A 12,897-nucleotide genomic window follows, 5' to 3' on the forward strand; every position below is an offset into this window, starting at 1 on the left:
AACGACAAGGCAAAGCGACTCTGGCCAGGCAGGCACGCTTCGATGGATTCGGTACTGGAGCGCGGGATTATAAGAGGCGCGGCGAGAAAGGCCAGTTCGTCAGGCGTATCGTTTTGATGGCATGACCGAACGGCGACGCCGTTTGCGCTCAAACCGCAACAGACCCTAGACTCCGCAGCCTGTTTCCCCGTTACCGAGAGTGTTGCGATGAGTGAGCCAATCCGCCTGACCCAGTACAGTCACGGAGCTGGGTGTGGCTGCAAGATTTCCCCCAAGGTGCTGGACGTGATCCTGGCCGGCAGCGGCGCGCAGAACCTGGACCCGAACCTGTGGGTCGGCAACGCCTCGCGTGACGATGCCGCTGTCTATGCGCTGGACGATGAACGCGGCGTGGTGTCGACCACCGACTTTTTCATGCCCATCGTCGACGATCCCTTCGATTTCGGCCGCATCGCCGCAACCAACGCAATCAGCGACATCTATGCGATGGGCGGTGATCCGCTGATGGCCATCGCCATCCTCGGCTGGCCGGTCAATGTGCTGCCGCCTGAAGTGGCCCGCGAGGTGATTCGCGGCGGCCGTGCGGTCTGCGATGCAGCGGGTATTCCGCTGGCGGGCGGACACTCCATCGATGCGCCCGAGCCGATTTTCGGCCTGGCCGTGACCGGCGTCGTGCAGAAGAAACATATGAAGCGCAACGACACGGCGCTGGCGGGCTGCATGCTGTACCTGACCAAACCCTTGGGCATCGGCATTCTCACCACCGCCGAGAAGAAGGCGAAACTGCGCGAGCAGGACGTCGGTCTGGCGCGTGACTGGATGTGTACCCTGAACAAGCCCGGCAGCCGCTTCGGCAAACTGGCCGGCGTGATGGCGATGACTGACGTCACCGGTTTCGGTCTGTTGGGCCATCTGGTCGAAATGGCCGATGGCGCAGGGCTGACGGCACGTCTGGATTACGCCGCCGTGCCGCGTTTGCCGGGTGTCGAGCATTACATCGCCGAAGGCTGCGTGCCGGGCGGAACGTTGCGCAACTTCGAAAGCTACGGCGACAAGATCGCATCGCTCAGTGATGCGCAGCGCGACCTGCTATGCGATCCGCAGACCAGCGGTGGTTTGCTGGTGGCGGTCACCCTGCAAGGCGAAGCGGAGTTTCTGGCAGCGGCTGCCGAGTCGGGCCTGCAATTGAAGCCTGTCGGCACACTGCTTGAGCGACAGACCCATGCCGTCGAGGTGTTCTGATGGCCGACAACAGCAGTGATTACCGCGCTCTATTTCTCAACGATGTGCCGATGATGGATGCCCGGGCGCCGGTGGAGTTTTCCAAGGGCGCGTTTCCGGGCGTGATCAACCTGCCGCTGATGACTGACATCGAACGGCAAAAGGTCGGCACCTGCTACAAGCAACATGGGCAGGAGGCGGCAATCAGGCTGGGCCATCAACTGGTCTGCGGGCCGGTCAAGGATGAGCGCGTCGAGGCTTGGCTGGCGTTCGCCAAAGCCAACCCGAATGGTTACCTGTATTGCTTTCGTGGCGGGCTGCGCTCGCAGACCGTGCAGCGCTGGCTGCAGGAGGCGGGGGTCGATTATCCGCGCATCATCGGCGGCTACAAGGCGATGCGGACCTTCCTGCTCGACACCCTGCACGACGCGGTGACCGAGTGCGATTTCGTGGTGCTCGGCGGCATGACCGGCACCGGCAAGACCGAGGTCCTGCCTCAGCTCGCCAACAGCCTTGATCTGGAAGGCATCGCCAACCACCGTGGTTCCAGCTTCGGCAAACGGGCGACCGGCCAGCCAGCGCAGATCGATTTCGAGAACCGTCTGGCCATCGACCTGCTCAAAAAGCGCGCCGCCGGTATCGAGCAGTTCGTGCTGGAAGACGAAAGCCGTCTGGTGGGCAGCTGCAACGTGCCGCTGGAATTGCACCAGACCATGCAGGACTGCTCGATGGTCTGGCTGGAGGACAGTTTCGAAAACCGGGTCGAGCGTATTCTTCGCGATTACGTGACCGACCTGTGCGCCGAGTTCGTCAGCCTGCACGGCGAAGACACCGGTTTCGACCTGTTTGCCGAGCGCTTGCTGCAAAGCCTGAAAAACATCCACAAGCGCCTTGGCGGCGAGCGTTTGCAGCGACTGCAAGCCATCATGCAGGACGCGCTGGACGAACAGCGCCGCAGCGGCAAGGTCGATCTGCATCGTGGCTGGATCGAAGGTCTGCTCGGTGAGTACTACGACCCCATGTACGCCTACCAACGCGAGCACAAGTCCTCACGTATCGAGTTCGCCGGGACCCAGAGCGAAGTGGTTGCATACCTGCGCGAGCGCAAGGCAAAAGCGCGGTCGTGATCGTTCCCCGCGCATCTGCGGGTGATGTGACTCGGATCAATCAGTGTCGCTGCTCCAACGCATCCAGCAGCGCCCTGGCGTAACCGGGCAGGGCGTTGAAATCAGCGGCGCAGAGCAGCAGTTTGCGGTCGGCCCAAAGATCGCTCAATCGCACTGCGACAAAGCGCAGTGGACGGGTCGCACGGTCCACTGCGGCCTGCGGCACGATACCCAGTCCGGCGCCGTGGGCGACCATGCGCAAGACGCCATCAAACCCTTCGGCACGCACCCGGATGCGCATGCGCTTGCCCATGTGCAACGCCTGTTCTTCAATATGAATGCCCAACGCGCTGTTGACCGACAGGCCGACAAACTCCTCATCCAGTGCCTGTGCAAAGCTGACACGGGTCAGCTCGCCCAACGGATGGTCAGGCGGCATGACCAGCGTCAGCGGATCATCCCGGAAGGGCAGGGTTTGCAGATCGCTGGCGTCTACGGCGTCGGAAATGATCCCGACATCCGCCGTCCCATGACGCAGCGCGTGCAGGATGCGCAGGCTGGTCTGTTCCTGAATGTCGACATCAATGTTGGGATACGCCACCAGAAAATCCGCCAATCGTTCCGGCAGGTGCTCGCTCAGCGTTGAGGTGTTGCACAGCAGCCGCACCTGGCCTTTGAAACCCTTCGCGTAATCCGCCAGATCGAACTGCATTCGCTCGACCTGTTGCAGGATCACCCGTGCATGCTGCGCCAGCGCCTTGCCCGCAGGCGTCGGCGTCACGCCACGTCGGCCTCGTTCAAGCAATGGCGCCTGCAATGACGCTTCCATCGCCCGAACACGTGCGCTGGCCGATGCCAGTGACAGGTGACTGCGCGTTGCGGCGGCAGTGATGCTGCCGGTCTCGACCACGTGCTGAAAAAGACGCAGGTCGGTGAGGTCTAAGTGCATGTAAAGACAATCCCTGGCTGATCAGCCTCTGTCCATGCCAGAGGCTGGCTGAGTATAAGCCAGATTTTCAACAGGCTCCTGAAGACCCAGAATCGCGTCATGAATACACTCTTCGATACGTATCAAACGCTGGGTACCGGCCTGATCGCCTTGGTCTTCGGCACCTTTCTGCTCGCAGGCACCGTCAAAGGCGTGATTGGCCTCGGCCTGCCGACTGTGTCCATGGGCTTGCTGGGGCTGGCTATGCTCCCGGCGCAGGCTGCCGCCTTGCTGATCATTCCGTCCATCGTGACCAACTTCTGGCAACTTGCGACAGGCGGGCACCTCGGCGGGCTTATCCGGCGTCTCTGGCCGATGCTGGCGATGGTGTTCGCAGGCACCTTGGCCGGTTCGTTCTGGCTGGGCATGAACGGCGATCATTCTATGACGCAGGCATTGGGCGGGGCGCTGCTGCTGTATGCGCTGAGCGGTTTGTTCCTGCCGATGCTCAAGGTGGCTGCGACGACCGAGCGCTGGCTGGGTCCACTGTGCGGCCTGCTGACCGGCGTCATCACCTCGGCGACGGGTGTCTTCGTGATTCCTGCCGTGCCGTATCTGCAGGCACTGGGCCTGGAACGTCATCAACTGGTGCAGGCTCTGGGGCTGTCGTTCACGGTTTCGACGCTGGCGCTGGCCATCGGTCTGTCCTCGAACAACGCACTCGGCGGCAGTGAACTCGGTGCTTCATTGTTGGCGCTGATCCCGGCCCTGCTGGGTATGCTGATCGGTCAATGGTTGCGGCAGCGGATCAGCGCCGCCGTGTTCAAGCGCACCTTCTTTATCGGGATGGCGCTGCTGGGGCTGCACTTGCTGATGAAGGGCTGAGCATGTCGATGCGGCGAATCTGGAAGTCGCTGACCAGATACTCAAAACGCTTCTCGTACAACGCGGTCATGTGCGGCTGCGCGGAGTGAACGTCCAGGTCCTTTTTCGACGCCCAGACCTCGAAAAAGATGAACAGCGTCGGATCCTGCTGATCGCGCAGCATGTGGTATTCGATGCAGCCCGGCTCGCTGCGGCTCTGTGCAACGTAAGAACTGAACAGCGCTTCGAACTCGGCTGACTTTTCCGGGCGGGTATGGGCGTGCAGGATGAAGCCGTAAGGTGTGGGCATCGAAGCATTCCTCTGCTGAAGTGCTCGCATTCTAAGTCAACAATGGCGTCATTATTCGTGACTTCTGAGCAAAAGTGATTTGCCTTTCCTCGGCTTATTCATAAGCCGCTCCGTCTTTATTCTTCTCCCCATCGATTAATGACGGGTTCCGCCAATTCATAGGGCAGGGCCGAGCATCCAGAGGTCTGGCATGAAAAAAGTATTGTTTCTCAACGGCGGTAAACAGTTTGCTCACTCGGACGGCCGCTATAACGCGACCCTGCACGACGCTGGCGTGGCATTCATGGACCGCGCTGGTTACGACGTGAAGGAAACCTTCATCGACGGTGGTTATGACGTGGCTGAGGAAGTGCAGAAGTTTCTGTGGGCCGATGTCATCGTCTGGCAAATGCCAGGCTGGTGGATGGGCGCGCCGTGGACGGTCAAAAAGTATATCGACGAAGTGTTCACCGAAGGGCACGGCAGTCTGTACGCCAACGACGGTCGCACACGTTCCGATGCCTCGCAGAAATACGGCAGCGGCGGCTTGCTGCATGGCAAGCAATACATGATTTCAGCCACCTGGAACGCGCCGCAACAAGCCTTCGACGACGCTTGCTACTTCTTTGAAGCCAAAGGCGTCGATGCTGTGTACTTCCCGTTTCATAAGGCCAACCAGTTCCTTGGCATGACCGGCCTGCCGACGTTCCTTGCGGTGGATGTGATGAAAGTGCCGAACATCGAAGCTGATGTGAAACGCTATGAAGCGCATCTGGCCAAGGTATTTGCTTGAACTGCGGTTAATATCCCCGGACTCTTGAGCGGGGAACAACAGTGAAAGCCAGGTCCGATGAGTTGCAGGTGTTCGTCTCGGTGATCGAAAGTGGCTCCATTTCCGCCGCAGCCGAGAAGATGGGGCAGACGCCGTCGGGGATCAGCCGTACCTTGTCGAGGCTTGAGGCCAAGCTTGAGACCACATTGATCAACCGCACCACGCGGCGCATGGACCTGACCGAGGAGGGCAAGTTCTTCCTGACTCGAGCGCGTTTGATCCTCGAGCAGATGGAAAGTCTGGAAGAGCACCTGATGTCTTCAAGGCAGATACCGGCCGGACGTCTGCGCATCAACGCCGCGTCGCCTTTCATGTTGCATTCGGTGGTGCCGCATGTGGCGGAGTTCAGGCAGCGTTATCCGGATATCCAGCTGGAACTGAACAGCGATGACTGGTTCATCGACCTGCTGGAGCAGAACACCGACATCGCAATCCGCATTGGCGCACTGCCCGATTCGACCCTGCATGCCCGCGCACTGGGCAGTTGCCTGCTGAACATCGTCGCCAGCCCTGCGTACCTGGAACGCCACGGCACGCCACAAACAGTCGAAGAGCTCTCCCGGCACACTCTGCTGGGATTCAATCAGGTGGAGGTGCTCAATCACTGGCCGCTGCGCCATGCCGGGGGTGATCGCTACCCGATCAAACCTGGTGTTGCTGCATCCAGTGGCGACACCTTGCGTCATCTGGCGCTGGAGGGGATCGGGATTGCCTGTCTGTCCGACTTCATGACCCATGAAGACCTGCGAGACGGAAGGCTGCTCGGCATTCTGCAAGACGCCGACAGCGGCTATCGTCAGCCGATCAACGCGGTGTACTACCGCAACTCGCAGTTGGCGCTGAGGATCCAGTGTTTTCTGGATTTCATGCAGGAGAAATTGAAAGACTACGCACAGTGAGTGTGTTTGGAACAACGAGCGTACGCGTTCCGCAGCGGCGCAAAACCGATCAGCGCCTGTCGCGCAACCACTCCACCATGCCCAGCCCGGCAGCCCGCCCGCTGGCGAAGCAGGCCGTCAGGAGATAGCCGCCGGTCGGTGCTTCCCAGTCGATCATTTCGCCGGCGCAGAACACGCCGGGCAGTTGCCTGAGCATCAAGCGCTCGTCCATGGATTCAAACGTCACGCCACCTGCGGTGCTGATGGCTTCGTCGATAGGCCGTGGTCTGATCAGTCGCAGGGGCAGTGCCTTGATTGCCTGGCTCAGCAGCGTCGGATCATCGAAGGCTTCGCGTGGCGCCAGTTCTCGCAGCAACGAGGCCTTGGCACCGTCGAGACCCAACTGACTGTGCAGGTGCCTGGACATCGAGCGCGAGCCGCGAGGTTTGCTCAGGGCCTTGTGTACATCGCCCAGGGACTTTCCGGGCAGCAAATCAATCTGCACGCTCGCCGAGCCGCTGAGGTTGATCTGTTGCCGAATCTGCGCCGACAGCGCGTACACCAGACTGCCTTCCACGCCCGTTTCGGTCAGCACGCACTCGCCCAGACGCAGCGGTTGCCCCTGCAAACCCATGGCGATGTTCTTCAGCGGGGCACCGGCAAACTTGCTGCGCAGCAACTCGCTCCAGGCTGAGACCTCAAAGCCGCAATTGGCGGCCTGCAAAGGCGCGACATTCACCTGCTGCGCTTCAAGCCAGGGCACCCAGGCGCCATTGGAGCCCAACCTCGCCCAACTGGCGCCTCCGAGTGCCAACAGCGTGGCAGCCGGTTGGAGCGTCAACTCACCTTCGGGATGGGCGATGCGCAGGTGGCCATCGGCGTTCCAGCCCAGCCAGCGATGCCGGGTGTGGATGATCACGCCAGCGTCCCGCAGGCGTTTCAGCCAGACGCGCAGCAAGGGCGCGGCTTTCATGTCCGTCGGGAACACTCTGCCCGAGCTGCCGATAAAGGTGTCGACACCCAGATCATGAATCCACGCGCACAAGGCGTCCGCATCGAACTGGCGAAGAAGCGGCGCGATCATCGGCGAGCGTTCGAAATAGCGTGACAGAAAATCAGAGTAGGGCTCGGAGTGAGTGATATTCATGCCGCCCACCCCGGCCAGCAGAAACTTGCGCCCGACCGACGGCATGCCGTCATACAGGTCGACCCGAAACCCGGCCTGGCTCAGCACTTCTGCCGCCATCAGGCCAGCAGGTCCACCTCCGATAACGGCAACGGATTGAGGTTCGGAGGCAGTGAGGTCGGTCATGATCAGCTGAATATCGATGGCGGGAAAGTGCGGCATTCTACCCGAGATTTGCTGCCCGGCCTGTCACAGGCCCAGATCCTGCCAGACCCGTTGCGCGCTGTGATGCAGGATGCCGTGCCGCCGGGCCAGCGCCTGGCGGTCCTTGCTGTAACCGCCACCAATCACGCCCATGACGGGGATATCGCGACCCAGGCAATGACGCAGTACAGCCTCGTCGCGATCTGCCAGACCCTGATCGGTGAGTTGCAGATAACCCAGCGCGTCATCCTTGTGGACGTCCACGCCTGCGTCGTACAGCACCAGATCCGGCTTGTAGATGGGCAGCAGGTAGTTGAGCAGGTCATCGACGACGTTCAGATAATCGCTGTCGCCCATGCCCATCGGCAGCGGAATATCCCAGTCGCTCCGGGCCTTGCGGGCCGGGAAGTTCTTTTCGCAGTGCAGCGAGACGGTGATGGCGTCTTCTGTTTCGGCCAGAATACGCGCCGTGCCGTCGCCCTGGTGCACGTCGCAGTCGAAGATCAGCACCTTGTCCACACGCCCGCTCTGCAGCAGGTACTGGCTGATCACCGCCAGGTCGTTGAAGATGCAGAAACCCGCCGGATAGTCATAGTGCGCATGGTGGGTGCCTCCCGCCAGATGGCAGGCCAGACCGTGTTCAAGCGCCTGATCGGCCGTCAGCAGCGAGCCACCCACGGCCCGGATGGTGCGGCGCGCCAGTGCCTCGCTCCACGGCAGGCCGAGACGGCGCTGATCCTCGCGTGACAGGTCGCCGCTCAGATAACGGCTGATGTAAGAGGGATCGTGTGCGAGGGCCAGAATATCGGCCGGACACAGCTCTGGACGTAATAATTGAACGTCGCGGGTCAGGCCGCTGTCGATCAAGTGATCGCGCAGCAGACGGAACTTGTCCATGGGAAACCGATGGTCAGCCGGAAATTCCGGGCTGTAGTCGTCGTGATAGATCAGTGGCAGGGACATTTTGCGTCCGGTCAAAGGTCGAAGCTCGATAGTGCCAGTTATGCGCCTTGTCGCACAGTTGGCTGCAACTTCAACAGATTACACTTGCGCCCGAAGATGACGGTTACGGGGGAGATCGATGGAACCGATACTCAAGCTGGACAGCGCCCGATTGCTGATGCGGCAGTGGCGCGACGACGATTTGCCTGCGTTTGCCGCCATGTGCGCCGACCCGCAGGTCATGCGATATTTTCCCGAGCCCCTCAGTCGTCTCGAAAGCGCCGCCATGATCGGGCGGATGCGCGGGCATTTTGCCGAGCTGGGTTTCGGTCTGTGGGCACTTGAACGCAAGGATAGCGGTGCATTCATCGGTTTTACCGGGCTGGGCGTGGTGGGGTTCGACGCGCACTTCACGCCCGCCGTCGAGATCGGCTGGAGGCTGGCACGCGAGCACTGGGGACTGGGCTTCGCCAGCGAAGCGGCCTGGACCGCGCTCGGTTGCGGTTTCGAGCGCTTGAAGCTTGATCAGATCGTGTCATTTACGGCCATGAGCAATGAATCCTCGCAAAAGGTGATGCAGGCGATCGGCATGCTGCGCGATCCTTCCGACGATTTCGAGCATCCGAACGTGCAGGACGGGAACCCGCTCAAGCCGCACGTGCTTTATCGCATCAATCGCGAACAGTGGCTCAATACCCTGAAACCCTGACTGAGCCCGCCGCCTTATTTCTGTATCATTTCACTTTAATAGCGCAGGCCTTGCGGGCCTGCCGCGAACACACCGACCGTCGCTGCCGGGCGAGTGCGGGTACGTTTTGTGCGAGGAATGAACATGAGCCAAGTGCTGGATGATCTGGTTGAGCTGCTGACGCTGGAACCTATTGAAGAAAACCTGTTTCGCGGTCGTAGCCAGGATCTGGGCTTTCGCCAGCTGTTCGGCGGTCAGGTGCTGGGGCAATCGCTGTCTGCCGCCAGCCAGACGGTCGAAGAGGACCGCCACGTTCACTCACTGCACGGCTATTTTCTGCGACCTGGCGATGCCGGGCTGCCGGTGGTCTACCAAGTGGACCGTGTGCGTGACGGCGGCAGTTTCAGCACCCGTCGCGTCACGGCGATCCAGAAGGGCAAGCCGATCTTCACCTGCAGCGCATCGTTCCAGTACGACGAAGAAGGCTTCGAGCATCAGGCGGCGATGCCGCAGATCGTCGGGCCGGAAAACCTGCCTTCCGAACTTGAACTGATGCAACAGCGTGCACACCTGATCCCCGAAGCGGTGCATGACAAGTTTCTGCGCCCCAAACCCATCGAGTTTCGTCCGGTGACTGCTGAAGACCCCTACAACCCGCAACCCGGTGAGCCGGTGAAGTATGTGTGGTTCAGGGCCGATGGCACTCTCAATGACGCGCCTGCGCTGCACAAGTACATGCTGGCCTACGCCTCGGACTTCAACTTGCTGACGACCTCGCTCAAACCGCACGCCAAGACTGTCTGGCAGCGCGACATGCAAGTGGCCAGCCTCGATCACTCATTGTGGTTCCACAACGACCTGCGTGCTGACGACTGGCTGCTGTATGCCATGGACAGCCCGTGGGCAGGCAACTCCCGCGGTTTCTCGCGCGGCAGCATCTTCAATCGCGCCGGGCAACTGGTTGCTTCGGTCAGTCAGGAAGGGCTGATCCGCCATCGAAAGGATTGGGCATGACGCTGCATGACATTCGCCACTGGGTGTTCGACATGGACGGCACGCTGACCGTCCCCGTACACGATTTCCCGGCCATCAAGCGCGAACTGGGCATCCCGCAGGACGCCGATATTCTCGGTCACCTCGCGGCATTGCCTGCGGCCGAGTCCGCCGCCAAGCACGCCTGGCTGCTGGAGCACGAGCGTGAGCTGGCCTTGGGTTCGCTGCCTGCCGACGGTGCTGTCGAACTGGTCCGTGAGCTGGCGGCTCGTGGTTATCGCCTGGGCATCCTGACGCGCAACGCGCGCGAGCTGGCGCACATCACGCTGCAAGCCATCGGCCTTGCCGACTGCTTTGCGGTAGACGACGTACTGGGACGCGACGAAGCGACACCCAAGCCCCATCCGGCCGGCCTGTTGAAACTGGCCAGTGCGTGGGACGTGGAACCGAAGAGGATGGTGATGATCGGCGATTATCGCCACGATCTGGATTGCGGCCGGGCAGCGGGTGCGAAGACTGTTTTGGTAAACCTGCCGGAGAATCCATGGCCTGAGCTGGCGGACTGGCATGCCGTGGACTGCGTGGCATTGCGCGGTATGTTGAACTGACAGGCGGCCTCATCGTCCGCGTTAAGCACACGCGTTTATCTGAATGAATGCAGAACCCGTGGGAGGCGGCAAGCAGCCTCCCGCAGTCCGGTATTTGCTGCGCGACAGCGCCCCGTCGAAGATGTGGTGGCGCCTCCCACCGTTTGAGTTGAGTTCACTTCGGGTGTGCTTCCCATCAAAACGGCTTGAACAGCACCGCCTGCCCTTCAGGTGACGTAAACATCCCGTCGCCGTTATGGCCGACCTTGGGCACGACCACGAGACGCTGATTCAGGCCTTCCGGGTGGCGTTTCTGCAGGTAGCTGAAGTAGTTCTGGCCGCGTATCAGGCGATAGGCGCCCTGGGCTTCAGCCGCGCAGGTCTTGTCCAGTGCCGGATGGTTGCGATCGGTGTCCAGTTCGCCAAGCAGGTAGGTGACGTCACGCTTTACGTAACCTTTTTCGATATCCGCCGGTTTTTCCTTGCCTGAATAGAACGGCATCTTGTTGAGGCCGTATTTCCAGTCATTGAAGTTCGGGCAAGCCTGTGCCGTCACAGACTCAGGCCGCTCGGCATCGAAATAGGCATAGGACGACGGGTTGGCAATCACGTAGCGCAGCTTCACGCCTTCGCGGGTCAGCAGGGCGTCTTCCTTGCCGCCGATCATCGCGTAGCGCTGCACCACCTGCGCGCCGCCGGAATGGCCGGCGATCACGATTTCCTTGAGGTTGGGAAACAGTTTGCTGTCACTCAGGCGCTTGAGGATGTGGTCCAGCACCAGAAACGAGCTGATGGGCTTGGGATCGCTCGCGGTCGCGCCTTCCATCCAGCTGTTCTGGCGCCAGCGCAGGATGTTGTCGGACAGGTGATGAGCGACGACGTCCTTCTCATCCAGAAACTGCGGCGCAATCAGCAGCGTCTTGCTGCGTTCCTTCGACTGGTTGGCGGCGCGCTCGATGCTGCGCAAGTAAGTCTGTGCATTGCGCAGGCGGCCGTGCAGCACGATCACCACACGCTCGATTTTCGGTTTTGGGTGAACCCATTCCTGGCTGAGCCCCAGTGTTGCCTCGGCGCCATTGATGGCCAGACGGTCCGGGCTGATCGATTTAACCGCTTGATCCTCGGCATGAGCCCCGAGGCTCACGAAGGCAGTGCTTAACAACAGGACCAGAAGCGGTTTAATCATGTGCTTAGAGACTCTTGGCGGCGAAAGTATCGCATTGGGTGATTTGGCCTTGCGCAAAGCCGGTCTTGAACCAGCGTACTCGCTGGGCCGAAGTGCCGTGGGTAAAGGAGTCCGGTACGACTCGACCACTGCTTTGCTGCTGAAGACGATCATCGCCGATGGCGTTGGCTGCGTTCAACGCTTCTTCAATATCACCCGGCTCAAGCCAGTTCAAACGATTTTGTGCGTTGTAGGCCCAAACACCTGCGAAACAGTCAGCCTGAAGCTCCTGACGGACCAATAAACCGGTGCTGCCCTCCATGCGCTGCCCAGACTTGCGGGCGGCATCGACCTTGGCGGAAATACCGAGCTGGGTCTGTACGTGGTGGCCGACTTCGTGGGCGATCACATACGCCTGAGCGAAGTCGCCGGCAGCTGAGAAGCGTTGCGACATCTCGCGGAAGAAGTCCAGATCCAGATAGACCTGCTGGTCGGCGGGGCAGTAGAACGGACCCGTCGCGGAGGTTGCGAAACCGCAGGCAGAGTTCACCTGGCCGCTGAACAACACCAGTGTCGGGTCCTTGTACTGACGACCGTTCTGGGCAAAGACTGCGCGCCAGGTGTCTTCGGTGTCGCCCAGAATGCTGCGCACGAACTCGGCCTGTTGATCATTGGCCGGTGGTGCCTGACGTGTCTGCGAACTGGTCGGAGCGCTTTGCTCGGTCATCTGGCCGGTGAGTTGTCCGAGAATCTGCATCGGGTCCTGACCGGTCAGTAATCCGATGGCGACGACGATCACGATACCGCCCAGGCTCAATCCCTTGCCACCGATGCGCATGCCACCGCCACCGCCGCCGCTACTTTCACCACGTGCATCAACCACGTTGTCGCTGCGTCGGCCTTTTTTCCAGAGCATGTCGGATCCCTCTTCTTGTCGTGCAATGAGTGTCGCTGGTGAAACCAATACGCGCCAACCGGTCCCCTGCCAAGTGAAACACGGGCGGCGCAATGCATGATGCGAGGTATAGAGGGTAGGGGAGACCGATTGGTTCTAAGAAGCGGCGCCGCGATACC

At 60.8% G+C, this 12,897-nt stretch carries 14 protein-coding genes; 8 read left to right on the top strand and 6 right to left on the bottom strand.

Annotated elements, in window-relative coordinates:
• Positions 1 to 207 precede the first annotated feature (207 nt).
• Together selD and mnmH are read left to right on the top strand one after the other, a co-directional pair.
• Positions 208 to 1,242, top strand: coding sequence for a selenide, water dikinase SelD (gene selD / locus KDX39_RS20305; protein ID WP_231661600.1), 1,035 nt, complete (start codon positions 208 to 210; stop codon positions 1,240 to 1,242).
• Positions 1,242 to 2,348: a tRNA 2-selenouridine(34) synthase MnmH gene (mnmH, locus tag KDX39_RS20310; RefSeq protein WP_231661601.1), complete on the top strand. Its 1,107-nt coding sequence runs from the start codon at positions 1,242 to 1,244 to the stop codon at positions 2,346 to 2,348. Before selD ends, mnmH begins: the two co-directional genes overlap by 1 nt.
• Positions 2,349 to 2,388: 40 nt before the next feature.
• On the opposite strand, the gene KDX39_RS20315 is transcribed toward mnmH, so the two are convergent.
• Entirely contained in the window at positions 2,389 to 3,276 is an 888-nt protein-coding gene (locus KDX39_RS20315) for a LysR substrate-binding domain-containing protein (protein WP_231661602.1), read from the bottom strand.
• A gap of 99 nt (positions 3,277 to 3,375) precedes the next feature.
• Between KDX39_RS20315 and KDX39_RS20320 the strand changes: the two genes are divergently transcribed.
• On the top strand, positions 3,376 to 4,140 hold the full coding sequence (locus tag KDX39_RS20320) for a sulfite exporter TauE/SafE family protein (RefSeq protein WP_231661603.1): 765 nt from the start codon (positions 3,376 to 3,378) through the stop codon (positions 4,138 to 4,140).
• Here the strand turns inward: KDX39_RS20320 and KDX39_RS20325 are convergent.
• Positions 4,094 to 4,429 carry a putative quinol monooxygenase gene (locus KDX39_RS20325; RefSeq protein WP_231661604.1) on the bottom strand — a complete coding sequence of 112 codons (336 nt, stop codon included), beginning with the start codon at positions 4,427 to 4,429 and terminating at the stop codon, positions 4,094 to 4,096. The genes KDX39_RS20320 and KDX39_RS20325 overlap by 47 nt on opposite strands.
• 190 nt (positions 4,430 to 4,619) lie before the next feature.
• Here KDX39_RS20325 and KDX39_RS20330 point away from each other — a divergent pair, with 190 nt between their 5' ends.
• Positions 4,620 to 5,201, top strand: a complete 582-nt coding sequence (locus KDX39_RS20330) for an NAD(P)H-dependent oxidoreductase (protein WP_231661605.1) — start codon at positions 4,620 to 4,622, stop codon at positions 5,199 to 5,201.
• A 41-nt stretch (positions 5,202 to 5,242) separates the two neighbouring features.
• Positions 5,243 to 6,139, top strand: coding sequence for a LysR family transcriptional regulator (locus KDX39_RS20335; protein ID WP_231661606.1), 897 nt, complete (start codon positions 5,243 to 5,245; stop codon positions 6,137 to 6,139).
• Positions 6,140 to 6,188: 49 nt separating this feature from the next.
• On the opposite strand, the gene KDX39_RS20340 is transcribed toward KDX39_RS20335, so the two are convergent.
• A complete protein-coding gene (locus KDX39_RS20340; RefSeq protein ID WP_231661607.1) occupies positions 6,189 to 7,430 on the bottom strand; it encodes a TIGR03862 family flavoprotein in 1,242 nt (413 codons plus the stop codon).
• 63 nt (positions 7,431 to 7,493) lie between these two features.
• Positions 7,494 to 8,411 carry a histone deacetylase family protein gene (locus KDX39_RS20345; RefSeq protein ID WP_231661608.1) on the bottom strand — a complete coding sequence of 306 codons (918 nt, stop codon included), beginning with the start codon at positions 8,409 to 8,411 and terminating at the stop codon, positions 7,494 to 7,496.
• 118 nt (positions 8,412 to 8,529) lie between these two features.
• On the opposite strand from KDX39_RS20345, the gene KDX39_RS20350 reads away from it, so the two are divergent.
• The 3 genes from KDX39_RS20350 (at position 8,530) to KDX39_RS20360 (ending at position 10,679) form a co-directional block, all read left to right on the top strand.
• Complete coding sequence (locus tag KDX39_RS20350; protein ID WP_231661609.1) at positions 8,530 to 9,099, top strand: GNAT family N-acetyltransferase; 570 nt, start codon at positions 8,530 to 8,532, stop codon at positions 9,097 to 9,099.
• A gap of 123 nt (positions 9,100 to 9,222) precedes the next feature.
• The gene (tesB, locus tag KDX39_RS20355) at positions 9,223 to 10,092 is read left to right on the top strand and encodes an acyl-CoA thioesterase II (RefSeq protein ID WP_099226438.1); all 870 of its coding nucleotides are present in this window, start codon (positions 9,223 to 9,225) and stop codon (positions 10,090 to 10,092) included.
• Positions 10,089 to 10,679 carry an HAD family hydrolase gene (locus tag KDX39_RS20360; protein WP_231661610.1) on the top strand — a complete coding sequence of 197 codons (591 nt, stop codon included), beginning with the start codon at positions 10,089 to 10,091 and terminating at the stop codon, positions 10,677 to 10,679. Before tesB ends, KDX39_RS20360 begins: the two co-directional genes overlap by 4 nt.
• 175 nt (positions 10,680 to 10,854) lie before the next feature.
• Here KDX39_RS20360 and KDX39_RS20365 read toward each other — a convergent pair whose 3' ends face one another.
• Entirely contained in the window at positions 10,855 to 11,844 is a 990-nt protein-coding gene (locus KDX39_RS20365) for an alpha/beta hydrolase (RefSeq protein ID WP_184321389.1), read from the bottom strand.
• Between the two features lie 4 nt (positions 11,845 to 11,848).
• On the bottom strand, positions 11,849 to 12,739 hold the full coding sequence (gene ypfJ / locus KDX39_RS20370; RefSeq protein WP_099226436.1) for a KPN_02809 family neutral zinc metallopeptidase: 891 nt from the start codon (positions 12,737 to 12,739) through the stop codon (positions 11,849 to 11,851).
• Positions 12,740 to 12,897: the final 158 nt, after the last annotated feature.

The organism is Pseudomonas sp. CDFA 610, assembly GCF_021147865.1.
In the GTDB taxonomy this organism is placed as follows: Bacteria; Pseudomonadota; Gammaproteobacteria; order Pseudomonadales; family Pseudomonadaceae; genus Aquipseudomonas; species Aquipseudomonas alliivorans.

Bases quoted from the DNA above. Each gene is read 5' to 3' on its own strand.
- ypfJ (WP_099226436.1), bottom strand. From the start codon at position 12,739: ATGCTCTGGAAAAAAGGCCGACGCAGCGACAACGTGGTTGATGCACGT.
- KDX39_RS20320 (WP_231661603.1), top strand. From the start codon at position 3,376: ATGAATACACTCTTCGATACGTATCAAACGCTGGGTACCGGCCTGATC.
- KDX39_RS20340 (WP_231661607.1), bottom strand. From the start codon at position 7,430: ATGACCGACCTCACTGCCTCCGAACCTCAATCCGTTGCCGTTATCGGA.
- KDX39_RS20330 (WP_231661605.1), top strand. From the start codon at position 4,620: ATGAAAAAAGTATTGTTTCTCAACGGCGGTAAACAGTTTGCTCACTCG.
- KDX39_RS20325 (WP_231661604.1), bottom strand. From the start codon at position 4,429: ATGCCCACACCTTACGGCTTCATCCTGCACGCCCATACCCGCCCGGAA.
- KDX39_RS20350 (WP_231661609.1), top strand. From the start codon at position 8,530: ATGGAACCGATACTCAAGCTGGACAGCGCCCGATTGCTGATGCGGCAG.
- mnmH (WP_231661601.1), top strand. From the start codon at position 1,242: ATGGCCGACAACAGCAGTGATTACCGCGCTCTATTTCTCAACGATGTG.
- KDX39_RS20360 (WP_231661610.1), top strand. From the start codon at position 10,089: ATGACGCTGCATGACATTCGCCACTGGGTGTTCGACATGGACGGCACG.
- KDX39_RS20365 (WP_184321389.1), bottom strand. From the start codon at position 11,844: ATGATTAAACCGCTTCTGGTCCTGTTGTTAAGCACTGCCTTCGTGAGC.
- selD (WP_231661600.1), top strand. From the start codon at position 208: ATGAGTGAGCCAATCCGCCTGACCCAGTACAGTCACGGAGCTGGGTGT.
- KDX39_RS20345 (WP_231661608.1), bottom strand. From the start codon at position 8,411: ATGTCCCTGCCACTGATCTATCACGACGACTACAGCCCGGAATTTCCG.
- KDX39_RS20315 (WP_231661602.1), bottom strand. From the start codon at position 3,276: ATGCACTTAGACCTCACCGACCTGCGTCTTTTTCAGCACGTGGTCGAG.
- tesB (WP_099226438.1), top strand. From the start codon at position 9,223: ATGAGCCAAGTGCTGGATGATCTGGTTGAGCTGCTGACGCTGGAACCT.